A 24,810-nucleotide genomic window follows, 5' to 3' on the forward strand; every position below is an offset into this window, starting at 1 on the left:
AATAGGACGCAATGCGTCGTCGGCGGCGCCGGGCCATGCACTACTGACAGTGCGATTAGGTTTTTCAACTGTTACCATTAAACTGTACAAAACAAGTTTAGTTGTACAAGCATGCGCTTAGTAGGCAGTGCTTATCTAAACATGGCTCATCTAACAGGACGGTTATATGGCTAATCATGGAGGCAAGTCGGTTTTCATCGCATCGGTGGTGATTATCTTTGGCTTGGTAGTGGTCGGGGCGTCATTTCCTGAAGGATTTGCCAACGCGGCAGAGGGGGCGCTGACGACCGTTACCGAGCTATTTGGGTGGTTTTATCTATTTTCTGTTTTTGGGTTTGTGATTTTTCTCTTTGGCTTGGCGCTGAGTAAATACGGTAAAGTTCGCTTGGGGCCACAGGATAGTAGCCCCAGCTATACATTTTTTTCGTGGATAAGCATGCTGCTGGCCGCGGGCTTTGGTGTCGGTCTGGTGTTCTATGGCATGGCGGAACCCATGTTTCATTATATTGAGCCTCCTTATGGGGATAGAACCGCCGAATCCGAAGCGGCAGCACGCTATGCTATTCAATACAGCTATTTTAACTGGGGCATACACCAGTGGGCGGCCTTCTCCATTGTGGGGCTGATCATTGCCTATTTTCAGTTCCGCAAAGGGCAGGCGGGGCTTGTTTCTTCGGTGTTGTCGTCAATAACGGCTAAAAACCCTAAGGTACGTCCCTATGCCTCTTGGTTGGACGTGTTTGCAGTGGTGGCCACGGTAATGGGGGTGGCTACTTCGCTCGGCTTGGGTGTCCTGCAAATGAACGGCGGTTTGAATGCCGTGTTTGGCCTTCCTGAAAACGGTCTTTGGCAGTTTATTATTTTGTTTGTCATGTTCTGTGCTTACATGGCATCCACCTGGTCGGGGTTGGACAAAGGCATCAAGCGCCTTTCTAATCTCAACATGGTGCTATGCATTGGGTTAATGCTGTACGTACTGTTCACTGGCCCTACCGTTGCGATACTCGAAACGATTACCGTGGGAATTGGCGATTACCTGCAGAATTTCATCGGTATGAGCCTGCGTATTTCGCCGTACAGTGATAATGAGTGGGCGAGCAGCTGGACGATTTTCTACTGGGCCTGGGTAATCGCTTGGTCGCCGTTTGTGGGTACCTTTATTGCCCGCGTATCCCGCGGACGTACCATCCAAGAGTATGTGTTTGGGGTGCTGTTCGTACCGCCGCTGCTCGCCTGTTTGTGGATTGGCGTGTTCGGTGGCGCGGCATTGCACATGGAGTTGAATGGTACCGATATCGGCCTAGCTGCCGCGACTCAGGACAATATAACGGTCGCACTGTTTGAGATGTTTGAGCTGATGCCCTTTACGGGCGCGCTGTCGGTTGTCGCGATGATGTTGATTTTTATTTTCTTGGTCACGTCCGCTGACTCGGCCTCGTATATCGTGGCGCAAATGACCGATAATGGTTCGATCAATCCGCCGCTCTATAAGCGCGTCATTTGGGGTGTGCTGATCGCTGCCATCTGCCTGACACTGATTGCATCCGGTGGTTTAACGGGGCTGCAATCCGCATCGGTGCTGTCGGCACTGCCTTTCACCTTTATTCTGTATATGATGGTGTTTGTTTTAGTGCAGGAACTGCGCGCGGACCGCAAGGCGATGCTGACGCAGCTTTATCGCCGCCATGGGGAAACGCCAGTGGGGGCTGACGCCTTTGAAGCCGAGCTATTAGGGGAAGAAGAGCGTCTTCGTCGTGCCCCCAATGTGGTCAACCGGCGCATTAATAGCTAGCATCGCTAGGGACAGGCAAGCTTTTTTGTTGCGGGAGCTTGCTATTACAGGAGCACGATACATGGAGCGAACAGGCTAATGGCTCGGCAAGGACGCCATGGCGCAACGCGAAGGCAGCCCAAAGGGGTTGCCTTTGATCGTTGGCTTGACCGGGTAGTGACCGTAGCCGTACTGACGGCCATGGTCATTGGCTTGGCCGCGGTGGCTGCCCACTGGTTGCTCTGACGCTGTTAGCTCTTTGCTAAGCTAGTTCTTCGCAAGGGTCGTGTCACAACGCCCGGCTTTTTTAAGCCGGGCGTTTGCGTGTCTCTACCCGGTTCCGGCCTAGCCGTTTGGCGCGGTAAAGATGTTGGTCAGCGTGTTCAATCAATGCTTCAGCGCTAACCAAAACACCCGCGGACATGCTAGCAACACCCATGCTAACGGTGAGGTCTGAATGAGCGCTTGAAAAAGCGTGAGGAATGGCCAGCGACAGCACGGCTTCGCGCAAGCAGTGGGCAACGTCTACCGCGTCATCATGGTCTTGGCCTGGCAGTACACAAACAAACTCCTCGCCGCCATAGCGGGCGAGTAAATCCCGTGTAGGGTCAATACACTGATTGAGTGCATTGGCGACCGCACGCAGCGTCTCGTCACCCATCGCATGGCCATAGTGGTCGTTAAACTCTTTAAAGTTATCGATATCGATAAAAATCACCGATAGCGGCTGCTGCGTTTGCTGCGCCAAGTACCAGTGTTGTTTATAAAACTCATCGAAGTGGCGGCGGTTAGCTACCCCTGTTAGGCCATCCATGTTGGATAAGTGATGTAACTGGTCGCGCTGTTCCAGTCCTTGTTGAAAGGCTTTCAACAGATGATCCAAACTATCTACTAGGTGTCCTAGTTCATCATGGCGGTGGCCGCGTAACGCTGGTTTGGGCCAATGACCAGGGCGATTGGGATCGGTTTGGGCAATCGCCGCATGTACTTTGAGCAGTGGTCGGGTAATAAACACGTGGAAAAATGCGATGACCAGTATGCTTAAAATAAACGCTTCCAGAATACTGAAGCCAACCACTGCATAAATCCGCGCCAGAAACTGCTGGGTTAAATAGCCTTCTGATAGCACCAGCTCAATCTCGCCGACAATGGCTTCCGGCATGTCACTGCCCATGTAATAGTGGAGGGCGGTTTGGTGATGCAGTATATCGCCAAACAGGCGCTGGCTGAGCCAGGTCGATTCCGCCTGTTCGGGGGTGTTAAATTCAGCCAGCGCACGGCCAAAATCGTCGCGAATGGAGACCCACGTCACCTCATCATCACTAAACAGCCCGTAGGCGATTTGGTGGGCGAGGTCGGGGTTTAGTTGGAAGGCGGCTTCGGCGGCGGCCCCATTAACAATCGCCAGTTGCTGGGCAACACGCAGTTGCACTTCTTGGCGCATATTGGTGGCGTGGCTGAGCAGCTCAATACTCCCCGCCACGCTACTAATCAGCAACGCAATGAGCAGGGTAAGCAGCGCTTGCTTAGTGGTTAAGCTGCCTTTTTTAGGGGCGGTGACAGGGGCAGAGAGAGGAAACCGCGGGCGAGGGCTTATCACTGGCTTTCCTCCTGCCTATCGCGATGCAGGGTATCCAGCTGCGTTTGCAGACGCGCTAGCAGGGCTTCAGAAACGCTGGGATGGCAGGCGAGATAAAGCGGCGCACGGTGAAAGGTAAACAAATGTTCGAGCGCTATGTTCTGTTCTTGTGCCATAGACTCACCGGTTGCTTTACCTGTCACAATGACATCAAGCAGGCCCGCCTTTAAGCGTGCGATATTTTCTCGCTCTGAGGGGGCAAGTAGAACATTACTGCCGCTAGAGGCAACGTAATCGCCTACCGCATCTTCCCGAAAGCTTCCTACACGCCAGTCGCGCAGCTCAGAAAGCGATGTAACATCAAGCTCGCGGTCGGCTAGACTGAACGCAGCCCACTCATTAACTACCAGCGGTCCCACCCATTGAAACAACGCTTCCCGCTCATGCGTACGAGTCGTGGAATAAACGCAGTGATTGTCGCTTAGGCGTGCTTCGGTGTAAGCGCGGGCCCAAGGCAGTAACCGAAAATATGCCTCAATGTCCGCTTGGCGTAGCGCGTTGCGAAGGAGCATCGTCGCGCTGCCGATGATTTGCCCTTGGTCGTCCGCATAGTTAAACGGCGGGTACTCTTCCGTGTTGATAGTGAGCGGCATCGCTTGAAGCGGCAGACTACAGCTACCCATAGCGCTGAAAAGAGCAACGCTCATGCGGTATCGCCATTGGTGAATTACGTCATTAGCCACCATCAACTACCTCTGAGACCGCTCTGCCTGCACTCTGTCTAATGCTTGTTGCATCAGCGCTACCAAGCGCTGATCTGTAGCTTGGTTTATGGCAAAGTATAGCGAAGATTCACTGAGCGTGTGTACCGGGATTAAATTATCTTTAGTGTAGCCTCTGGATTTAGCTATCCAGGCAGCTACATCCTCACTATAAGCCCATAAATCAACCCGCCCGCGGGTCAGCATATTGAGCGCGCTGCGGTTATCAATGGCGGGTACTAGCAGGTGGTCAGGATAACCTGCTTCCATTAGTGCCTGGGCACCAATATCTTCACGAATTACTGCCACGGTTAGTTCGCGATCAATGGCTTGAGCTAACGAATCAATCGTGATTGGTGTGTCACGATGGGCGAGCAATACGACTCGATCTTGAGCAATCGGCCCCACCCAGTGAAAACTGGCCTCCCGTGCAGGTGTGCGAGTGGTTGAAAAAAGCACCGTATTAGGCTGGCTTAGCGCCATCTCATAGCCGCGAACCCACGGGTAATAACGAATGTCCTGACGACTAAAAGGCGTTTTGGTCGCCGCAAACATCTCCTCCAATAACTCAATTGATAGACCGGTTAGCTGTTGATTGTTGACGTTACTACCGACATTACCAGCGATATAGTTGTAGGGAGGGTACTCTTCAGTGATAAAGGTTAATGGCGCCAAGGTGAGGGGCGCTTCAGCATATGTGTTAGAAACTATTGCTAGGCAAAGACACAGCACGACCATCAACCTTTTTAAAAGGCATGGACATAATATCCGTGAAGGTGGTGGGACTAATCCCATTGCTGTCTACCCATATGATCTATCAGTCAATCAAACTTAGAGCAACGCTGGTCATCTGTCACCTCTAATATGCCAACGCAAGCCGTGGCATATTGCTGGCTCCACCTGCTAGGCTTACGACTTCCTCTGTGAGAGTAAACTAATGCTGCCTGCTACTACTGCTAAGGCGATGAATGGCTACGCATCGCGTCGAGAGATTTTCGGCTGGGCGATGTTTGATTTTGCCAACCAGGCTTACACGCTACTGATAATTACCGTGGTCTTTGGCGAGCTATTTACCACGGTCATCGTCGGGGATCGGGGTGATAACTTCCGACTTGCCAACTTCTTATGGAGCCTTGGTCTGGCTATCAGCTATCTGATGGTAGTGATCACGGCCCCCTTGTGTGGCGCGGTGATGGACTACCGGGCTGAGAAAAAGCGTTTTCTGCTCATCAGCTATCTTGCCACCGTGGTCACGACGGCCATGCTGTACTTTGTTGAACCCGGCTACGTCATTATTGGCCTGCTATTAATTGTGCTGTCTAATTACGCTTATTCCATGGGGGAGTCGTTTATAGCCGCCTTTTTACCTGAACTGGGGCCGCCAGAGTCGCTAGGTAAAATTTCCGGCTTTGGCTGGGCGTTAGGCTACATTGGCGGACTATTTGCAGCAGGCTTTACTCTGGTGGTGCTAGGTGAGGCAAGCGCGGATAATTTTGAACGTATACGCTGGGTGGGTCCCTTTGCCGCCGGCTTTTTCTTGATTACCGCCATTCCCACTTTTTTATGGCTAAAAGAGCGTGGTACGCCTCAGCCTCGTGGCGTCTCGTACCGTCATATTGCCTTGAAGCGGGTGACATCCACGCTGCATGAACTGCGTTATTTCAAAGACCTGGCCGTGTTTTTAATATCGCTGTTGTTCTCAATGGCCGGTGTTTACATCATTATCGCGTTTGCATTTATCTATGGTGCCCAAGTGATTGGCTGGGACGAGAGTGTACGCAATATCATGTTTATTATTGTTCAAGTTACCGCGGCGGCGGGGGCGCTGGGGTTTGGTTGGTTACAGGATCGGCTAGGTGCCAAGCACACTTACCAAATGACGCTGGCGCTCTGGGTGCTGGCGATTATTGCCATCTGGGCAACCCCGGAGCTTACCCAGTGGATCAACGAACAGTTTGAGGTGCAGTGGCAGGCCCAGTACGTATTCTTGGTTGTGGGTTGCTTGGCGGGGCTGAGCCTTGGTTCTAGCCAATCTGCCAGCCGGGCACTGGTTGGTCTATTTTCACCGCTGGAAAAATCAGCTGAGTTTTTCGGTTTCTGGGGGTTGGCCAATAAGTTGGCGGGGGTGTTTGGTATCGTCATGCTGGGTGTGTTGCAAACGCTCATTGGCTTGCAAGCGTCTATTCTATTATGTGTGGCCTTGTTCGTTATCGCGATGCTAATTTGCGCTAAGGTCAACGAGCGCCGCGGCCGGGAGGCTGCGCTTGCCTGGGAAAACACACAATAGGGATAGCTGGGTGCCCCTACGCCCCTACCTCTGCGAGGTGAACGATGGTGACGCAGACAGCAACGCCAATAGCACAGCGTGGTGGCATCGTCATGATGCTGTTGTTTTGGGTGCTGTTAATGGCCGTTGGGACGTGGTGGATACACGGTGGCCTGGAGGAGATGATGCGCCCCAACGCCAACATCGTGCATACCTTGCCTGCGGGTGAGCCGATTACCTTAAAGCGTAATCGTGCTGGTCATTTTGAGGCGCCCGGCCGAATTAATGGTGAGCCCGTCACCTTTTTGCTCGACACGGGCGCCACTTATGTAGCGGTATCGGCCGCTTTGGCCGATGAGCTGGGCTTGGCGCCGGGGCGCAGTGCTTGGTTTAATACCGCCAATGGCCGAGTAGAAGGTACCTTAACCGAACTGGATGAGGTTTCCCTGGGCGGGTTAAAAGTGCAAAATGTACAGGGGTCTATTAGCCCTGGCATGGATCGCGACACCGTCCTGCTCGGCATGAGTTTTTTGAACCTCTTGTCGATTGAAATACAGGCAGGTGAGATGGTGCTGAGCCTTCCAGAGTAGTGAGTTCAACTGGTGAAGGTGGAGTTAATAGCAAGAGTTAAACAGCTAGGTTTCAGAAACAGAGTGCCAACACGCTAAGGAGTTGCTATGGGCATTGAAGTAGGTGGATTGTTAGGACTAATTTGGCTTGTTATCGTTATTTGGGCCATCGTCAAAGTGGCCAAAAGCGATGCAGGTGGTTTTGCTAAACTGATCTGGATTCTAGTATTGCTGTTCTTCCCATTGATCGGTTTGATTGCGTGGTTCTTGTTTGGTCCGAAGGGATAGCAGCCTAGCTGAGTGCGATCAAATGAAAAAGGCAGGCCTGTGATGGCCTGCCTTTTTGTTAATTTGAGGCTTACTCACTGAATAAAGGACTACTCAAGAGAGCATTACTCAATTGTGTCGTTTCCTTCACCGGGTGGTGCTTTATAATGCCCGGGTATTTTTAACTTTTCCCCGTTGGGCAGGTCGCGCACTTGGGTTGGAATGTAAACACGTTTAATAACACTTTTCGTTTTGCTACTTCCCATGGCAGGTTCCTCTGTCAAATTGTCGACAGTTAGCGTTTCTACATTAGCTTCCGTTGCTGTGAGAATCAAGTGTCAGGCCTTCCGTATCCATCAATAAGCGCAATGGTAACGACAGAGGCGGGTGTTTTGATGGTTTTGAGTTATCCTGAGAGCCAACAATAGGACACCTGCGTTATTACTGGGTGAGCGGGTGAAAAAATAAACAGCCTAAGCGGAGTGCAAAAAGAGGATGGTAGATCATTTGGAACAGCAGTTTCAGGCGCTTGAGTCGCAAGAACCTGTCATGCCTGACTATCCCGATCAAGATCATGTCCTGATCATTGAAGATGATCAGCGCCTGGCGGAACTTACCCGCGATTACTTGGAAGCGAATGGCTTTCAAGTAACGCTGGAAGCTGATGGGGCGAAAGGGGTTGACCGTATTTTAACCCTGCAGCCCGATTTAGTCATTTTAGATCTAATGCTGCCAGGTGAAGATGGTTTGGCTATTTGTCGTCGCGTTAGACCTAACTTTGCTGGCCCGATCATGATGCTGACCGCGCGCACCGACGATCTGGATCAAGTCTTGGGGCTTGAGATGGGCGCTGATGATTATGTGCCGAAACCCGTTCAGCCGCGGGTACTGCTGGCGCGTATGCGAGCACTGCTACGCCGCGCTGACGGGCCTGCACCGGACGGTGAAATGCGGTTGCGCTTTGAAAACCTAGAGATCGATAACGCGACCCGCGAAGCTTGGCTCTCTGGGGAGCGTATCGACCTAACCAGCGCTGAGTTTGACCTGCTGTGGCTGTTGGGCCGTAATGCCGGTCGAGTGCTTACCCGTGAAGAGATATTCAGTGACTTACGGGGAATTAAGTACGACGGCCAGGACCGCTCTATTGATGTTCGTGTGTCGCGTATCCGGCCTAAAATTGGCGATGATCCTAATCAGCCTCACCGAATTAAAACCGTGCGCAGTAAAGGTTATCTCTTCGTTAAAGACAGTTGATCATGCATAGGGAAGGCATCATGCGGCGGGTGCTCAGTAACGGCTCGTTTTTACGCTTCTATTTGTTGCTGGGCGTAGCGTTGTTGGTGGTGTTTGTGATTGCGTTAGCAGGGCGTTCGTTTATCGAGCAGGTGCGCCGCGAAGATTACCGCGAGCAGCTAGCTGCGTTACCTATGTCGCTGATGACGCAACAATTAGCCGACCAGCCTGCAGGCCAGCGAAACGCTTTGCTTGCGCGTTTTTCCGAGCAACTTGAGTTGCAGTTGACCCTGCAGCCTATCAACGAAGCTGATCTTGGCTATTTTGAGCGATCACGTCTAGAGCAGGGCAAGATACTGGTCGCCGAGAGGCCGTGGTTATTACAGCAACGCTTACCGGGCGATACATGGTTACTGCAAGCTAGGCTTGAAGAGTGGAGTGAGCATCAGTGGCACGGCAGCATTGCTCTGTTGGGGGACTGGCTCGCGGCTGCGCCCGAAAATGAGCGAGAAAACCGCATCGCCCAGTTGCGCCAAGGCAGTTGGCCGCTTCAGCTATTGTCTACTTTGCCAGCCGAGCTATCGCCCCAGCAGCAGGCCCAGCTGGCGAGTGGCGGCGTCATCACTCAGTTAGTCTCTGATAAGCTCTCCATCACACTGATTTATCAACTGCCAGGCGAATCCCAGTGGCTGCAAGCGGGACCTATCTCGCGCGGCGATACACTGCCACCTAACTTGCACCTGCCGCTTCTGGTGGGGCTGATGATCGTGCTCAGCCTGATCATCTATTTAATTATGCGCAGTATTGAGGCCCGTATGGCGCGGCTAGAGCTGGCCGCGACGAGGATCGCCAGTGGCCGTTTGGAAACGCGGGTAAAAGTGGAAAGCGGTGACTTTTTAGGGCGGTTAGGCATGGCGTTTAATGGCATGGCCAATCAAGTGCAGAGCCTGCTGCGTGGTCAGCAAGAGATGATTCGCGCGGTCTCCCACGAGTTGCGTACCCCGGTCGCCCGTATTCGCTTTGCCGTGCAAATGGTCGAAGATATGACCGACCAGCCCGCTATTCGCCGTCAACTGCAGGGCATTGATGCGGATATTGCCGAACTTGATGAATTAGTCGATGAAATACTCACCTATGCACGCTTAGGCGGTGAAACGGTCAATGGCGCTGAACTTGAAACGTCACTGGTTGAGTGCCGTGCCATGGCGGAACGCGTGATTGATACTCTTTCACCGCTGCATAAAGAGTTAACGTTAACGCTGGCGGCCGGCCCTGAAATTGAGCTGTTGGCGGAGCCACGCTATCTTCAGCGCGCCCTGCAGAATTTAGTCGGTAATGCCTGTCGGCATGCCAAGTCTCAGGTGGTGATCCAGCTGTGGGACGAGCCCAACTTGGTGCGTATCGATGTCGAAGATGACGGCCCCGGCATTCCGCCTGAAGCGCGGGCGGATATCTTTAAACCGTTCGCCCGGCTGGATGACAGCCGCGCTCGCAGTTCCGGCGGCTACGGGTTAGGGCTTTCGATTGTGCAGAAAATCATGGCCGGGCACGGCGGCAGTGTGACCATCGACACCAGCCCCACCCTGTGTGGTGCGCGCTTTACGCTGCTGGTTCCCCGTCGCGATCCGCTGGCTTAACCCCCGTTAGCACCGCAAAGGAGGTTTCCCGCGCGGTGCGCAAAAAATCCTGCATCCACGGCGCTTCTCGGGTCTCTTCGCGAATCGCCGCATACAGCGTGCTCCATACCCCATGCTCGCCCAGCTTTACCGCGCTGACGTAATCGCGTTCTAAATACTCGGTGAGCGCCCAGTTGGGCAGCGCACATACACCTCGCCCACTGGCGACTAACTGCATCATCATAATCGTCAATTCGGCGGTGCGGATCTCCCGAGGGCGTACATTCGCCGGCTGCAAAAACTGAGTGAAAATATCCAACCGTGATTGCTCAACGGGATACGTGATCAAGGTTTCATCCGCCAGCGCCTGGGGCTCTATAAAGCCCTGGCCTGCAAAAGCGTGCTGGCGGGCGACGGCTAATAATCCCTCATAGCGAAACAGCGGGGCGTAGTGAATGCCGTCAAGCGGTTGGGGGTCGGCGGTGATCACTAGATCCAATTGCTCGCGAGCAAGCGCTGGAAGCGGGTCGAAGTGGTGGCCACCGGGAATATCGATTTCCACCTCGGGCCAGTGATCGCGAAAGTAATCCACCGTCGGCATTAGCCACTGAAAGCAACTGTGACACTCAATGGCCATATGCAAACGCCCCTGCTCGGTGCCTGCCAAGCGCGCCAAATCCCGCTCCGCTTTGCGTACCTCGGGCAATACTTGATCGGCTAAGGCGAGCAGCCGTAAGCCTGCGCGGGTAAATTCCACCGGGCGGGTTTTGCGCACGAATAGCGGGCTATCCACGCGGCTCTCCAAGTCTTTCAGCTGGTGAGAAAGCGCAGATTGGGTTAAATGCACGCGATCGGCAGCATCGACCAAAGAGCCGGTTTCGCGCAGAGCCAGCAGGGTGCGTAGATGTCGCAGTTCAATCATTGTGAGTATTTTTCATCTTTACTATTAGAAACTTTAGTTTGATTCACTAAGACGTGGTGCCCAGACTGTGTGAATTCATTCACGTTGGTAGGGTTCATCATGACAGTTTCTCATATTCTCGGCTATCCCCGTATCGGTGCTCAGCGCGAACTCAAAAAGGCCACTGAGGCATACTGGAAGGGCGAATGCACTCGTAGCGAACTTGAAAGCACTGGTCGCGAGCTTCGCTTGCGCCACTGGCAGGTGCAGCAGGATGCTGGGCTAGATTTTGTTAGTGTTGGTGATTTTGCTTTTTACGATCAAGTGCTTAATGTTTCAGTGGTGCTGGGTGCCGTACCTGCCCGTTTTAATGCCCAGCATGAAGTGGCTGGTGGCGATATCGACCTCGACACCACCTTTCGCATGGCCCGGGGCCGCGCGCCCAGCGGTGAACCCGCCGCCGCCTGTGAAATGACCAAATACTTCGATACCAACTACCATTACCTCGTCCCCGAACTACACGAAGGGCAAACCTTTAACCTGGCTTCGAACCGCCTGTTCGACGAGGTGGATGAAGCGTTACGCGCGGGTTTTACTCCGAAAGTAACGCTAACCGGGCCGCTAACGTGGCTATGGCTGGGAAAAACCAAGGGCGGTGATTTTGATCGCCTGACGCTACTAGACAGCGTACTCAACGTGTATGGCGAAATATTAGCGCGGCTCGCTACCCAAGGCATTGAGTGGGTGCAGCTGGACGAGCCCGCGCTAGTGCAGGATCTACCGCTTAACTGGCAGCAGGCGTATGAGCGTGCCTATCATCGTCTTCAGTCAGCACCGCTAAAGCTGCTGTTAGCCACTTACTTCGGAGGCCTGGGCGACAATCTTTCATTAGCCACCCGTTTGCCCGTCGCTGGGTTGCACATTGACGCCGTGCGCGCGCCGCAACAAGTCGAGAGTGTCATTGATCGTCTTGGTCCGCATCAGGTGCTATCAGTCGGTTTTGTCGATGGTCGCAATATCTGGCGAGCCGACTTAGCGGCATTGCGCGAACGCTTGTTGCCGTTAAAAGTGCGCCTCGGGCAGCGGCTTTGGTTGGCGCCGAGCTGCTCGTTGTTGCATGTGCCGGTAGATCTTGCGCAGGAAACAGAGCTCGGTGAGGAGCTCGTGAGTTGGCTGGCTTTTGCGCAGCAAAAGCTGGCGGAAGTGGTCACCCTGGCGCGGTTGATTGATAACCGTACCATGCCTGAGGATGAGCAGCGTTTGGATGAAGCAACCCGAGCGTTGGATGCCCGGCGTGAATCAACGCGTATCCACCAGGCAGCGGTTAGTGAGCGGCTGGCCGCGATTAGCCCTGCCGATAGCCAACGACAGGCGCCCTACAGCGTGCGTGCTGACGCACAACGGCGAGCGCTTAAGCTACCGTTGTTCCCGACGACGACAATTGGCTCTTTTCCGCAAACCGATGAGATCCGTGCTGCACGGCGCGCGTTTAAAGCCGGCGAGTTGTCATCAGCTGACTACGAAGCCCGCATGCAGGATGAAATTGCTTACGCGGTTGAGCGTCAGGAAGCGCTGGATATCGATGTGCCAGTGCACGGCGAAGCCGAGCGTAACGACATGGTGGAGTATTTTGGCGAACAGCTTGAAGGGTTTGCCTTTACCCGCTTTGGCTGGGTGCAGAGCTACGGTTCACGCTGTGTTAAGCCGCCGGTTATTTTCGGCGACGTTTCACGCCCTGCGCCCATGACCGTTCGCTGGAGCCAGTATGCGCAAACCCTGACCAGCAAGCCAATGAAGGGGATGTTAACGGGGCCGGTGACGATTCTGCAGTGGTCGTTTGTCCGCGATGACCAACCGCGGGAAACCACCTGCCGCCAGATTGCCTTGGCGTTGCGCGATGAGGTATTGGATCTGGAAAAAGCCGGGATCAATGTGATTCAAATCGATGAACCGGCGCTTCGCGAAGGGCTGCCACTGCGCCAACATGAGTGGCAGGCATACCTGGATTGGGCAGTCGAGAGCTTTCAGCTAAGTGCCGCAGGCGTTGCCAACACCACCCAGATTCACACCCATATGTGTTACTCGGAGTTCAACGACATCATCGGTGCGATCGCCGCCCTGGATGCGGATGTGATCACCATCGAAACATCGCGCTCGGATATGCACCTGCTGGACGCCTTTCAGGACTTCGCTTATCCCAACGAAATCGGCCCAGGGGTTTACGATATCCACACCCCGAATATTCCCGAGGTGAGCTGGATGGTTGATTTGATGGAGAAAGCGCTAGAAAAAATCCCTGCCGAACGGTTGTGGGTAAACCCGGATTGTGGCCTGAAAACGCGCGGCTGGGCGGAAGTAGAGCCAGCGCTGGCTAATATGGTCGAAGCTGCCAAAGTACTGCGCCAACGCTGTGCGTAAACGGTTGTAAATACTTTGATTAAGCCTTTCTGGTCAGAATCAACCCCGCTAAAAAGCGGGGTTTGGCTTAAAAACTAGCTTGTCGACACTTAGCTTTTCGAAGCATAGGCGTAGAGCAGGGTTTCCTGGGCGCTGATGGCATCGCTTTTACCTGGATCCTGAAGCTGGTAGCTGCCGTCGGTCTGTAGCAGCCAGCTCTGGCAGTTATCCACCATGTAGGTTTCGAGATCCTTGCGCACACGGGTGGCGAGCTTCTTATCCAGCAGCGGGAAGCAGGTTTCAACACGGTGAAACATATTGCGCGACATAAAGTCGGCGCTTGAGCACCAAGTTTCCGACTTGCCATCATTGTGAAAGTGGAATACGCGGGTGTGTTCAAGCAGGCGGCCGATAATGGAGCGCACACGAATATTCTCGGAAACCCCCGGCACGCCTGGCTTCAAACAGCACATACCGCGAATAATTAAATCGCACTCAACCCCCGCCTGGGAGGCACGGTAGAGCGCTTTGATAAGTTTGGGCTCGGTTAACGAATTGCATTTAATGATGATATGGGCGCGTTTACCCTTGCGCGCTATCTGCGCTTCACGGTCAATCATTTCCACTAGCCGCTCGTGCAGCGTAAACGGCGCATGCAACAGCGTGTCAATTTTGCGTGCGCGGCCCATCCCCGACAGCTGCTGAAACACTTTATGCACATCGGCGCACAGCGCTTTATTGGCAGTCAGTAGGCTGTAGTCGGTATACAGTTTGGCGGTTTTTGAGTGGTAATTACCGGTGCCGAGGTGCGCGTAGTAGCACAGCTCGCCTTTTTCGCGGCGTACTATATGCAGCATCTTGGCGTGAGTCTTGTAGGCCATAATGCCGTAGACAACGATTGCCCCCGCTTCCTGCAAACGAGAAGCCAGCTGTAGATTATCGGCTTCATCAAAACGCGCACGTAGTTCAATGACCACGGTGACTTCTTTGCCCTGGCTAGCCGCTTCTACCAGCGCGCTAACGATAGGCGAGTCTGAGCCCGTACGGTATAGCGTCTGCTTTATAGCCAGTACATGCGGGTCGCGGGCGGCTTCGCGCAGCAGGTCTTCAATCGGAGTAAATGATTGAAAAGGGTGATGGAGCAGAATGTCACTCTTAGCAATAGCATCGAACAAGCTGCCCGCTTTGAGCGCTTTCGGAATGCTGGGAGTAAACGGGCGATAGAGCAGTTCTGGACGGTCCACATCACCCAGAACTGACATCATGCGGGTTAAATTCACCGGCCCTTTGACCCGATATAAATCGTCGCTCTCAAGCTCAAATTGACGCAGCAGAAAATTAGTTAAGTCATCGGGGCAGCTGTCCGCCACTTCCAGCCGCACACCGCTGCCATAACGGCGTGCCAGTAGTTCGCCACGCAGCGCGGAAGCAAGGTCTGAGACTTCCTCAGGGTCAACGCTCATATCCGCATTGCGGGTCAAACGGAACTGGTAACAGCCGCGCACGCGCATGCCGGGAAATAGCTCATCGGCATGGGCATGAATCATCGAGGACAGGAACACATACTCGGAGAAACCCTCTTCGCATAACTCCTTCGGTAGCGCCATTAAGCGAGGCAGCGAGCGTGGTGCTGGTAGAATAGCCATACCTCCGGCGCGGCCAAAGGCATCTTTGCCTTCCAGCTCAACAATAAAGTTAAGACTTTTATTGACCAGACGCGGGAAGGGATGCGAAGGGTCGAGACCGATTGGGCTAATAACCGGCATAATTTCGTTATCGAAAAACGCTCGCGTCCAGGCCTTTTGTTGATCAGTCCACTGATCGCGACGGCGAAAGCGCAACCCATGAGTCTCCAGGGCGGGCAACAAGGTATCGTTGAGTATTTGATACTGGCGATCAATTTGCGTATGGGCGATCTGAGAAATCTCGGCCAATACGGCTTTAGGCAGTCGGCCATCGGCCGCGGTGGTGTCGTCGCCAAGGGCGATCTGGTGCTTTAATCCCGCTACGCGGATTTCGAAAAACTCATCCATATTGGATGAGAAAATCAGCAAGAACATCAAGCGGTTGAGCAACGGGTGGGCATCGTCTAGCGCTTGTTCCAGCACGCGGATATTGAACTGTAGATGCGACAGCTCGCGATTGAAGTAAAGCTGAGTGTCGTCAAGGTCGGTTTCAGGCAACGTGTCACGCGCTTGAACCCCAGTGGGTGTGCGGTTAATTCGTAGCGGCATATCGCCGTCGCTGCTGGTTTGATCAGTAGACGATAATGGTAAAGAATCTGTCGCTTGCTCGTCCATGGTGGATCTCCCCGCGTTGATGGCTCGAAGGTATCATAGCCTGATACTTGTATAGGAAGGCAGTATGCGGGGAGAAGATGACAAACAAGTGTCACCTTGTTGTCATCTTTGTCGCAGTAGTTTAGTGGCGCTGTAATAAACGCGCTGCGTCGAGAGCGAAATAGGTCAAAATTCCATCGGCACCTGCTCGTTTGAAGCACATCAATGATTCCAAAATCACCGGTTCCGCTTCCAGCCAGCCATTGTCGAAGGCGGCGCGATGCATGGCGTACTCACCGCTGACTTGATAAGCGAAAGTCGGCACTTTTAGCTCAGCTTTTACACGGCGAACGACATCCAGGTAAGGCATACCCGGCTTGACCATCACCATGTCGGCGCCTTCGGCGATGTCCATGGCTACTTCATGCAATGCTTCATCGCTGTTGGCAGGGTCCATTTGATAGGTGCGTTTGTCGGCTTTGCCCAAGTTGGTGGCTGAGCCAACGGCATCGCGGAAGGGCCCATAGTAGTGGGAGGCATACTTGGCGCTATAAGCCATAATCCGCACGTTGTGGAGATGTTCCTGTTCCAACACTTGGCGGATCGCGCCGATACGCCCATCCATCATGTCGGAAGGCGCCACCACGTCAGCGCCCGCTTCGGCATGGGAGAGTGCCTGTTTAAGCAGCGTATCCACCGTGCGGTCATTCTGCACGTAGCCGTGTTCATCAAGAATGCCGTCCTGGCCGTGGCTGGTATACGGGTCGAGCGCCACGTCGGTGATAATGCCGAGTTCGGGCAGGGCTGCTTTAAGGGCGCGCACGCTACGCTGTACTAAGCCGCTGGCGCTATAGGCCTCTTCGGCTAACTCAGTTTTGTGCTCAGGGCCGACAACTGGAAAAAGCGCCAACGCAGGGATGCCCAGTTGATAAGCTTCGCGGGCTTGCTCAATCAGTAGGTCGATCGAGAGCCGCTCCACACCGGGCATTGAGGCCACCGCTTCACGCTGGTTGTCGCCTTCCAGTACAAACACCGGCAGGATCAAATCTGACGGGCTAAGGCTGTTCTCCTGCATCAAGCGGCGTGAAAAATCATCGCGGCGCATTCGACGCATGCGTGTGGCGGGGAAGTGACGGGGGGTAGGTATGCTCAAGGGGTGTCTCCATTAAGGAACGCAAATGAGTGTGCCCGAAGGTCTGAATGGAGTATATCAGCCATGCCCTGCGGCGAAAGCCGTCTTGTGACAACAAGGTAGACTGACTAAAGTGAGCAATTGCTTTGCTGTATTGCGATCGGCAGACCCTGGGATAAGGAGATAGGCATGACCAAACAGGTGGCGGTGATTTTAGCTGGCTGCGGCGTTTATGATGGTTCAGAGATATATGAGACGACGTTAACGCTGTTGCGCTTGGATCAGTTGGGTATTGGTTACCACTGTTTTGCCCCGGATATAGAACAGCATCACGTTATCAATCACCTCACGCAAGAGGTGGCGGAAGGTGAACAGCGTAATGTGCTGCAGGAGTCTGCCCGCTTGGCGCGTGGAAACATCCGCCCATTGAGTGAGCTAGACGCTGATAACTTCGATGCAGTAATTGTGCCCGGTGGTTTCGGTGTCGCCAAAAATCTGTCGGATTTCGCCAGTGCCAGCGACAATATGCAGGTGCTGGAAGCACTAAAAGAGTCGCTGTTTGGTTTTCGTCAAGAGGCCAAACCCATTGGCTTGATGTGTATTTCCCCCGTACTGGTGCCCCGTCTATTGGGTGACGGTATTGCAGTGACCGTGGGTAATGATCCGGCGGTTTCCGGGGCGATTAGTGCCATGGGCGGGTTGCACCGCAGCTGTGCAGTAGAAGATATTGTCGTCGACCTTGAGCACCGCGTGGTGACCACACCTGCCTATATGCTGGCAAAGCGCATTAGTGAAGCGGCCACCGGTATCTTTAAATTGGTAGATCGTATTGCTGAAATGATGGATTAAGTACGCCGTTGCATTTTAGAACATCGTATTGCAGATAAGAAAGCCGTCGCCATGGTTAATGGCGACGGCTTTTTCAGTATCTGCGTGCTGCGCTGATCCGCTTAGAGATCGGCTTCTTGCTCTTCATCAGCCTCTTTCTCTTCTTTGCGTTTGCGCACCAAACGGCCAAACAGTAGCCCTACTTCGTAGAGCAGGTACATGGGGATCGCCAGCAGGCTTTGGGAAATCACATCCGGCGGGGTTAGCAGCATACCGATGACAAAGCAGCCTAAAAGAATATAGGGGCGTTTTTTAGAAAGGCTTTCCACCGTCGTAGCGCCAGAGAGGATAAGCAAGAAGGTCGCAATAGGAATTTCAAACGCCACACCGAAAGCAAAAAACAGCTTAAGAACGAAGTTCAAATACTGGTTAATGTCGGTCATTACGGCGACGTTTTCAGGCCCCGTTTGGGTGAAAAACTCAAACAGCAGCGGAAAAACCACGTAATAGGCAAACGCCGCACCGCCATAGAACAGCGCAATGCTTGAGACCAGTATCGGGATCGCCAGCGCTTTTTCATTGTCATAAAGACCTGGTGCGATAAAGGCCCATGCCTGATGCAACACAAAGGGAATAGCGATAAATACCGCTACGACCAAGGTGAGCTTAAACGGCGCCAAAAATGGTGAGGCCACTTCCGTGGCAATCATCTGCGAGCCTTCAGGCAGCAGGTCCATTAATGGATCGGCCACAAAGGTATAAATATCATTGGCAAAAGCATATAAGCCCAGAAAGATCACCAAAATCACGATCACGGCACGCATAAGCCGTGAACGTAATTCGATTAGGTGCTCAATGAGAGGGGCTTGGCTCTGATCTTCACGCGGCTCTTTTGAATCGCCAGACATACTCATTGGTGATTACGATCCTTATTTAATTCAGCCTTTTCAGGTGCAGCCACGTCAGTTTCCGCCTCATGATTAGCCGCCGACGTTGAGGCGGGCGGCTCTTCACGCACTGTTTGAAGCGCGTCATCCAAGCGAGCGCTGGCCTTGGCAACCCGTTGTTCCGTATCACGCTGGGCCGCGCTGGTTGCCGGTGCAGTACCCGAAGCAGAAGGGGAGTCAGCAATACTCTCTACGTCCAGCTTGGCTTTTTTCAAGCTATCGTCGAGCTTCTTCTGCTGTTCGTTAAGCTTTTGGCGTAACTCTTCTGCTTCAAGCTGAGCGCTAATTTCACGCTGCATGCCGGATACCGTGCGCTTGATTTTGCCAATCCACATACCCGTCGTGCGGGCGGCCCTAGGCAGCCGCTCCGGGCCAAGCACCAACAGCCCGACGATGCCAATGAGCATTAGTTCAAGAAAGCCGATATCCAGCATGGTTTATTTGCGCTCTTCGTTACGTTCGTTGGCGGCCTGTTTCTCTTCGGCTTGAACGTCATAAGTGTTGCCAGGTTCTTCATGGCTCACTTTGGCATGCGGTTGGTCAGCGTCTTCTTTATCCGTCTCTTTATTTTTCTCTTCATCGTGCATGGCTTTCTTGAAGCCCTTGACCGCCCCGCCTAGGTCGGTGCCCACATTACGCAGTTTTTTGGTGCCGAAAACCAGGATGATGATGCCCAGTACAATCAGCAACTGCCAAATACTAATACCACCTAACATATGCGTTTCCTCATGGGAGCAGGTTGACTATCTTTTTTCCAGCTTGGTTATCACTATACGACAGTTTCTGTGACCGCTATGGCTGACGAGACGCTTTTTCTTCGTGCCCGGAAATGCCAACGCGTCGCGCCAGTTCGTCTAAAACAGCCTGATGATCCATCCCCAGGTGCGAGAGCATCACCAGGCTATGAAACCACAGGTCGGCCGTTTCAGAAATAACCGCCTGACGTTCAGCCTCACCACCGTGCTCCGCATCTTTTGCCGCAAGCACTGTTTCAGTCGCTTCTTCGCCAATCTTTTCGAGTATCTTGTTCAAACCCTTATAATGCAAGGAGGCAACATAAGAATCTTCTGCTGCTGCGTGTCGCCGCTGCTTTAGTACCTCATTGAGAGTATCCAGCACAGACGCAGTATTTGTCGAAAAAGTGTTGGTTGGTAAATTGTCAGGCGATAATGAGTTGCTGTCCATGGGAATCCTTATAAACGTTTAATGCCCTACGTTATTGCCATACCAGCAGTAAGAGGCCAATCGCAGCGGCAGCCAGTATTGGCCATTCCTGGAGCTCAATCCAGCCGCTTAATGGCTGCCAAGCCAGTGCCAGTGCCAGCAGAGTCAGACCCAGCCGCAGGCGGTAAAGCCGCTTGCCCTGCCGCACCATCTGTGCGCGCATGGCGTTGATGGAGTCCACCTGCTGATGACGTTGACGATGCTCATGCTCCATGCGGCTGAGCGCTTGGTGCGCCAGTACAGGCAATTCAGGTAGCTGGTGTGAAAGCTCCGGTGCCTGTCGCTTGAGTGATTCCCATAAACCGCTGACACCCGCACGCTCTTTCATCCACTGCTCTAAATACGGCTTGGCGGTGCTCCAAAGGTCCAGGTCAGGATAGAGCTGGCGCCCTAAGCCTTCAATATTGAGCAGCGTTTTCTGTAATAGAACCAACTGCGGCTGCACTTCCATATTAAAACGTCGCGCGGTTTGAAACAGACCCAGGAGCACTTGGCCAAAGGAGATGTCTTTCAGCGGTTTCTCTAAAATAGGCTCGCAGACGGTCCGAATAGCTGCCGCGAACTCATTGGCACGAGTATTTTCACCCACCCAGCCGGACTCAATATGCAGTGCGGCGACTTCGTAATAGTCCTGGTGGAAAAAGGCCAATAAGTTGCGCGCCAAATAGTCCTGATCTTCTCGGGTCAGGCTGCCCACGATGCCGCAGTCGATAGCGATGTACTGCGGGTCTTCGGGGTTGTCGCAGTTAACAAAGATATTGCCGGGGTGCATGTCGGCGTGGAAGAAGTTGTCACGAAATACCTGAGTAAAGAAAAGCTCAACGCCGCGTTCTGCAAGCTTTTTCAGGTTCGTGCCACGAGCAATTAGCGTGTCTAAATCGGCGACTGGAATGCCGCGAATGCGCTCTTGAACCAACACGTGGCGGCGGGTGAAGGGCCAATAGATGGTAGGTACAAATAGCAGCGGTGAGTCTTTGAAGTTACGTTTAAGCTGCGAGGTGTTGGCGGCTTCTTTATAGAGATCCAATTCGTCAAACAGCGTGGCTTCGTAGTCGCGAATGACTTCCACCGGGCGCAAACGTCGCGCTTCGGGGATTTTGGAGAACACTTTGGCAACTTGGTACATCAGCGCCATGTCCTGGCGCATCACGCGATCAATGCCGGGGCGAATAATTTTTACCACTACGTCTTCACCGCCGTGCAGCCTTGCCGCGTGTACCTGGGCAATCGATGCAGAGGCTAATGGCACACGGTCAAACTCAGCAAAGGCCACTTCCAGTGTCATTTCCAGCTCTTTCTCGACGCGGGCAGCGGCAAGATCACCGGGAAAAGGCGGCACCTGATCCTGAAGGCGCTTTAGCTCATCGGCGATATCTGCCGGTAGCAGGTCGCGGCGGGTCGAGAGCATCTGTCCGAATTTAATGAAAATTGGCCCTAGCGCCTCTAACGCCAAGCGCAGGCGTTCGCCCCGTGATCGCTTGCCGATCGGCACCAAGCGTAACGGTGAAAACCACAGCAGCGTCCGCAGCCACCAGGGCAGGCGCTCCAGCGGCAGCAGCGTGTCTAGCCGGTGGCGCGTGATTACCCAGCTGATCCGTAGCAGGCGCAGGCTCATGGGCGTGGCTCCTGAGAGGCGCTCTGTGACGGTTGCGTCAGCTTGCGCTGCAAGCGGTTAAAGCGCGCTTCCAGTCGATCGGTGGCGATTTCCAGTTCGGTTAAGTGATCGCGTAGCACGTTGCGCTGTTGCTGTCCGGGTAGCAGGCGGGCTTCTTCAAAGACATATTCAGAAACATCCTGCATCAGTTCATCTTTGGCACGCAGCCCCCAACGCGCGGCGCGACGCAATCCTTCGGCCAGCGAGTGAGCGGGCATATCGCCAAGCCAGCGGGCCAGCTCGCTTTCCCAATCAATGTCTAAATCGAAAAGCAGCTCGCGGGTCGCTTCAAGCAGATGGATGCGCCCACGCACGGCCAGTTTGCCATCGAACATTAGCCGCTCAATCGAGGCGCCGCTGATCCACTCTGAAAATGTTTCCGGAGTTAGCTCGACGACCGCATCTACCTCGGTTTCATCAACACCTTCGCCACGCATCAGGTCTAAGCCTGCGTGGTGATAGTGGATCACAAGCTCAAGATGTGGCTGCTCCAGGCGTATAAGCAAACGGCTGCCCACCAGCGCTGCCAGCCGTGCGGGGGCTGCCGGGTCGCGGGCGAGTAGGGCATTGAGCGTGCGTTCACATCCGGCCAACAGCAGGGTCGGGGTTACCAGCATGCTGGCCTCTGGGTCTGTAGCGTCTGAAGTCTCATAGCTTAATGCCGCGGTGTAGTGCAACGATACCGCCCGTCAGATTGGTGTACTCGACCCGCTCTAGCCCGGCAGCTTCCATCATGGCTTTGAGCGTTTCCTGGTCGGGGTGCATCCGAATCGACTCCGCCAAATAGCGGTAACTTTCGCCGTCCCCCGCCACCAGTTCGCCCATTTTGGGCAGCAGGCGGAAGGAGTACTCGTCGTAAGCCTTAGACAGCAAAGGATTGTTGGGTTTGGAGAACTCTAATACCAACAGGCGCCCACCAGGTTTAAGAACGCGCGCCATAGAGCGCAGCGCAGCGTCTTTGTCGGTGACATTGCGCAGCCCAAAAGCGATCGTAATGCAGTCGAAGCTATTATCGGGAAACGGCAGGTTTTCGGCATTGGCTTGAACGTACTCTACGTTGCCGCCGACGCCGTTATCCATCAGCTTGTCGCGGCCGACTTTGAGCATCGAGGCGTTGATATCCGCCAGCACTACCTTGCCACGCGGGCCAACCAGGCGGGAAAACTTGAGGGTTAAGTCGCCCGTACCGCCAGCGATATCAAGCACGTGGTGGCCAGGGCGCACACCAGCGCGCTCAATAGTCATGCGTTTCCAAACCCGATGGATACCCATCGACATCAAGTCGTTCATTACGTCGTAGCGGGCGGCTACCGAGTGGAATACGTCAGCTACTCGTGACGCTTTCTCATCAACCGGTACTTCCTGGTAACCAAAATGAGTCGTGCGTTTTTCTGTGGGGCTCATTGGGCGGTAGCTCCCGAATTTTAGGCGATGGCAGATCGACCTTTGGTCTTTTGACTGAGGGCCGACGCGATTAAAAAGTTAGCGTCATTGTAGCCTTGTCCGCCCTGGCTTGTCTGCCTAGCGTCCCTGCCTAGTTTGTTGCAGGGGTGTGAGTCATGCCATCACAGTTGCTTGAATTGAATGCTGGCCGGCTCGCGCGAGGCACCGGCGTCTTCTAAGCGCTGTAAGTAATTGTTCCAGTAAGCTTCCTGGTGAGTAGCCAGATCGTATAAGTAGTTCCAGCTAAACAGCCCACTGTCATGACCGTCGTCAAAGTGAAGCTTCAGCGCGTAGTTGCCTGCCTGGGTAATATTCTGCAGGCCGACATCTTTTTTACCTACCTGGAGAACGGCGGTGTCGCCACCGTGGCCGCGCACTTCGGCAGACGGCGAGTAGACGCGTAAAAACTCAACCGGGAGGCGAAAACTCTCACCAGTGGCGTAGCCAAGTTCCAGCTCACGGGACTGCTTATGGTAGTGAACACGAGTGGGGGTAGGGGCGTTCATGATGAGACCTCATGGCTAAGTGTCCATGGCTAAATGTCATAGCAGCAAGCCCGCGAAGAGCGGGCTTGCTGTTGCTGACGATGCCAGCGCTGATAATAACCGCAGGCGCAGCTTACAAAATATACCGCGACAGGTCTTCGTCGACCGCCAGTTCGCCAAGCTGGGCATTGACGTAATCAGCGTCGATGACCAGCGGGCTCTCCATATCGCCGCCTTTGAAGGAGGCTTCTTCTAACAACCGCTCCATTACCGTGTGCAGGCGGCGGGCGCCGATGTTTTCAGTGCCTTCATTGACCTGCCAAGAGATCTGCGCGATGCGCTCGATACCGTCGGGAGTAAACTCCACATCAAGACCTTCTGTCGCCAGCAGCGCTTGATACTGCTTGGTCAGTGAGGCAGAGGGCTCGGTGAGGATGCGTTTGAAGTCGTTGGGCGTCAGTGCATCAAGCTCTACACGGATCGGCAGACGGCCCTGTAACTCAGGAATAAGGTCCGACGGGCGCGATAGGTGGAAGGCGCCAGAAGCGATAAACAGAATGTGATCGGTTTTGACCATGCCGTACTTGGTGGACACGGTGGAGCCTTCAATCAGCGGTAACAGGTCGCGTTGAACGCCTTCGCGAGATACTTCGCCGCCGCTAGACTGGCCGCTGCCCTTGGCCACCTTGTCGATCTCATCCAGGAAGACGATGCCGTGCTGCTCTACCGAGTAGACCGCGCGCGCCTTGATCTCTTCCTCGTTGACCAGCTTGCCCGCTTCTTCATCACGCAGCAGAACCAGCGCTTCTTTGACCGTTACGCGGCGATTCTCACGCTTCTGCTGACCCATGTTGGAGAACATGCTCTGCAGTTGGCTGGTCATCTCTTCCATGCCCGGCGGGGTCATGATATCGATGCCTTGGCCGTGAGAGGATATTTCAATATCGATCTCTTTATCGTCCAGCTGGCCTTCACGCAATTTTTTACGGAAGGACTGGCGAGTGCTGCCTTCTTCACGTGGCTTATCTTCCTGGCCACGGGGAGGCGGAAGAAGGGCATCTAGAACCCGATCTTCGGCGGCATCCGCGGCACGGTTGCCAACTTCTTCTTTCGCCTGTTCGCGCACCATCTTAATCGCGGCTTCCATCAAGTCGCGAATAATCGACTCAACGTCACGGCCAACATAGCCGACTTCAGTGAACTTGGTCGCTTCAACTTTAATAAACGGTGCTTTGGCCAGCTTGGCCAAACGGCGGGCAATCTCGGTTTTACCCACACCGGTGGGGCCAATCATCAGAATGTTTTTAGGCGTGACCTCTGGGCGCAAGTCATCATCAAGCTGCATGCGGCGCCAGCGGTTACGCAGGGCGATTGCAACGGCGCGTTTAGCATCTTGCTGGCCAATAATGTACTGGTCTAGAGCGTGAACAATTTCGCGGGGTGTCATCTGAGTCATAT

Annotated in this window: 24 protein-coding genes; 9 read left to right on the forward strand and 15 right to left on the reverse strand. The window is 53.9% G+C overall.

The window, feature by feature from the left end:
- Window positions 1-166 precede the first annotated feature (166 nt).
- A complete protein-coding gene (locus tag V8L71_RS07375; RefSeq protein ID WP_336273675.1) occupies window positions 167-1,792 on the forward strand; it encodes a BCCT family transporter in 1,626 nt (541 codons plus the stop codon).
- 78 nt (window positions 1,793-1,870) lie between these two features.
- Window positions 1,871-2,017, forward strand: a complete 147-nt coding sequence (locus tag V8L71_RS07380) for a hypothetical protein (RefSeq protein ID WP_008957566.1) — start codon at window positions 1,871-1,873, stop codon at window positions 2,015-2,017.
- Window positions 2,018-2,078: 61 nt separating this feature from the next.
- Here V8L71_RS07380 and V8L71_RS07385 read toward each other — a convergent pair whose 3' ends face one another.
- From V8L71_RS07385 to V8L71_RS07395, 3 genes are read right to left on the reverse strand one after another with little or no spacing between them, the layout of a single operon-like run.
- Window positions 2,079-3,371, reverse strand: a complete 1,293-nt coding sequence (locus V8L71_RS07385; RefSeq protein ID WP_336273676.1) for a GGDEF domain-containing protein — start codon at window positions 3,369-3,371, stop codon at window positions 2,079-2,081.
- Window positions 3,368-4,057, reverse strand: a complete 690-nt coding sequence (locus V8L71_RS07390; protein WP_336273677.1) for a substrate-binding periplasmic protein — start codon at window positions 4,055-4,057, stop codon at window positions 3,368-3,370. The genes V8L71_RS07385 and V8L71_RS07390 overlap by 4 nt, the downstream gene beginning before the upstream one ends.
- A gap of 42 nt (window positions 4,058-4,099) precedes the next feature.
- Window positions 4,100-4,786 (reverse strand): substrate-binding periplasmic protein, encoded by a 687-nt coding sequence (locus tag V8L71_RS07395; protein ID WP_336273678.1) that lies wholly within the window; start codon window positions 4,784-4,786, stop codon window positions 4,100-4,102.
- 262 nt (window positions 4,787-5,048) lie between these two features.
- Between V8L71_RS07395 and V8L71_RS07400 the strand changes: the two genes are divergently transcribed.
- From V8L71_RS07400 to V8L71_RS07420, 5 genes are all read left to right on the forward strand, one after another.
- A complete protein-coding gene (locus V8L71_RS07400) occupies window positions 5,049-6,398 on the forward strand; it encodes an MFS transporter (protein ID WP_035562045.1) in 1,350 nt (449 codons plus the stop codon).
- Window positions 6,399-6,442: 44 nt separating this feature from the next.
- Complete coding sequence (locus V8L71_RS07405; RefSeq protein WP_035562048.1) at window positions 6,443-6,967, forward strand: retropepsin-like aspartic protease family protein; 525 nt, start codon at window positions 6,443-6,445, stop codon at window positions 6,965-6,967.
- Window positions 6,968-7,054: 87 nt separating this feature from the next.
- Entirely contained in the window at window positions 7,055-7,234 is a 180-nt protein-coding gene (locus tag V8L71_RS07410; RefSeq protein ID WP_008957563.1) for a PLDc N-terminal domain-containing protein, read from the forward strand.
- A gap of 474 nt (window positions 7,235-7,708) precedes the next feature.
- Entirely contained in the window at window positions 7,709-8,467 is a 759-nt protein-coding gene (locus V8L71_RS07415; protein ID WP_008957562.1) for a winged helix-turn-helix domain-containing protein, read from the forward strand.
- Between the two features lie 20 nt (window positions 8,468-8,487).
- Window positions 8,488-10,083: an ATP-binding protein gene (locus V8L71_RS07420; protein ID WP_035562052.1), complete on the forward strand. Its 1,596-nt coding sequence runs from the start codon at window positions 8,488-8,490 to the stop codon at window positions 10,081-10,083.
- Here the strand turns inward: V8L71_RS07420 and V8L71_RS07425 are convergent.
- Entirely contained in the window at window positions 10,046-10,984 is a 939-nt protein-coding gene (locus tag V8L71_RS07425) for a LysR family transcriptional regulator (RefSeq protein ID WP_035562055.1), read from the reverse strand. The two genes, V8L71_RS07420 and V8L71_RS07425, sit on opposite strands and share 38 nt — an antisense overlap.
- Window positions 10,985-11,083: 99 nt before the next feature.
- Here V8L71_RS07425 and metE point away from each other — a divergent pair, with 99 nt between their 5' ends.
- On the forward strand, window positions 11,084-13,381 hold the full coding sequence (gene metE, locus V8L71_RS07430) for a 5-methyltetrahydropteroyltriglutamate--homocysteine S-methyltransferase (protein ID WP_035562058.1): 2,298 nt from the start codon (window positions 11,084-11,086) through the stop codon (window positions 13,379-13,381).
- 89 nt (window positions 13,382-13,470) lie between these two features.
- Here metE and ppk1 read toward each other — a convergent pair whose 3' ends face one another.
- On the reverse strand, window positions 13,471-15,660 hold the full coding sequence (ppk1, locus tag V8L71_RS07435; RefSeq protein WP_035562061.1) for a polyphosphate kinase 1: 2,190 nt from the start codon (window positions 15,658-15,660) through the stop codon (window positions 13,471-13,473).
- A gap of 121 nt (window positions 15,661-15,781) precedes the next feature.
- Window positions 15,782-16,792, reverse strand: coding sequence for a porphobilinogen synthase (hemB, locus tag V8L71_RS07440; RefSeq protein WP_035562063.1), 1,011 nt, complete (start codon window positions 16,790-16,792; stop codon window positions 15,782-15,784).
- A gap of 168 nt (window positions 16,793-16,960) precedes the next feature.
- On the opposite strand from hemB, the gene elbB reads away from it, so the two are divergent.
- A complete protein-coding gene (gene elbB / locus V8L71_RS07445) occupies window positions 16,961-17,620 on the forward strand; it encodes an isoprenoid biosynthesis glyoxalase ElbB (RefSeq protein ID WP_035562066.1) in 660 nt (219 codons plus the stop codon).
- A 101-nt stretch (window positions 17,621-17,721) separates the two neighbouring features.
- On the opposite strand, the gene tatC is transcribed toward elbB, so the two are convergent.
- The 9 genes from tatC to hslU all read right to left on the reverse strand — a co-directional run bounded on the left by tatC (window position 17,722) and on the right by hslU (window position 24,808).
- Complete coding sequence (tatC, locus tag V8L71_RS07450; protein WP_035562070.1) at window positions 17,722-18,513, reverse strand: twin-arginine translocase subunit TatC; 792 nt, start codon at window positions 18,511-18,513, stop codon at window positions 17,722-17,724.
- Window positions 18,510-18,980, reverse strand: a complete 471-nt coding sequence (tatB, locus tag V8L71_RS07455) for a Sec-independent protein translocase protein TatB (RefSeq protein WP_035562072.1) — start codon at window positions 18,978-18,980, stop codon at window positions 18,510-18,512. Before tatB ends, tatC begins: the two co-directional genes overlap by 4 nt.
- A gap of 3 nt (window positions 18,981-18,983) precedes the next feature.
- Window positions 18,984-19,262: a Sec-independent protein translocase subunit TatA gene (tatA, locus tag V8L71_RS07460; RefSeq protein WP_035562075.1), complete on the reverse strand. Its 279-nt coding sequence runs from the start codon at window positions 19,260-19,262 to the stop codon at window positions 18,984-18,986.
- Window positions 19,263-19,338: 76 nt separating this feature from the next.
- Window positions 19,339-19,731, reverse strand: a complete 393-nt coding sequence (locus V8L71_RS07465) for a phosphoribosyl-ATP diphosphatase (RefSeq protein ID WP_035562077.1) — start codon at window positions 19,729-19,731, stop codon at window positions 19,339-19,341.
- A gap of 31 nt (window positions 19,732-19,762) precedes the next feature.
- Window positions 19,763-21,385 (reverse strand): ubiquinone biosynthesis regulatory protein kinase UbiB, encoded by a 1,623-nt coding sequence (gene ubiB / locus V8L71_RS07470; RefSeq protein WP_035562079.1) that lies wholly within the window; start codon window positions 21,383-21,385, stop codon window positions 19,763-19,765.
- Window positions 21,382-22,041: a ubiquinone biosynthesis accessory factor UbiJ gene (locus tag V8L71_RS07475; protein WP_035562082.1), complete on the reverse strand. Its 660-nt coding sequence runs from the start codon at window positions 22,039-22,041 to the stop codon at window positions 21,382-21,384. The genes ubiB and V8L71_RS07475 overlap by 4 nt, the downstream gene beginning before the upstream one ends.
- A gap of 31 nt (window positions 22,042-22,072) precedes the next feature.
- Entirely contained in the window at window positions 22,073-22,828 is a 756-nt protein-coding gene (ubiE, locus tag V8L71_RS07480; protein WP_035562085.1) for a bifunctional demethylmenaquinone methyltransferase/2-methoxy-6-polyprenyl-1,4-benzoquinol methylase UbiE, read from the reverse strand.
- A gap of 161 nt (window positions 22,829-22,989) precedes the next feature.
- Window positions 22,990-23,373: a gamma-butyrobetaine hydroxylase family protein gene (locus V8L71_RS07485; protein ID WP_035562088.1), complete on the reverse strand. Its 384-nt coding sequence runs from the start codon at window positions 23,371-23,373 to the stop codon at window positions 22,990-22,992.
- Window positions 23,374-23,485: 112 nt separating this feature from the next.
- Window positions 23,486-24,808: an ATP-dependent protease ATPase subunit HslU gene (gene hslU / locus V8L71_RS07490; RefSeq protein WP_035562091.1), complete on the reverse strand. Its 1,323-nt coding sequence runs from the start codon at window positions 24,806-24,808 to the stop codon at window positions 23,486-23,488.
- Window positions 24,809-24,810: the final 2 nt, after the last annotated feature.

It is taken from the genome of Vreelandella indica (assembly GCF_037070225.1).
GTDB classification, from domain to species: domain Bacteria; phylum Pseudomonadota; class Gammaproteobacteria; order Pseudomonadales; family Halomonadaceae; genus Vreelandella; species Vreelandella arctica.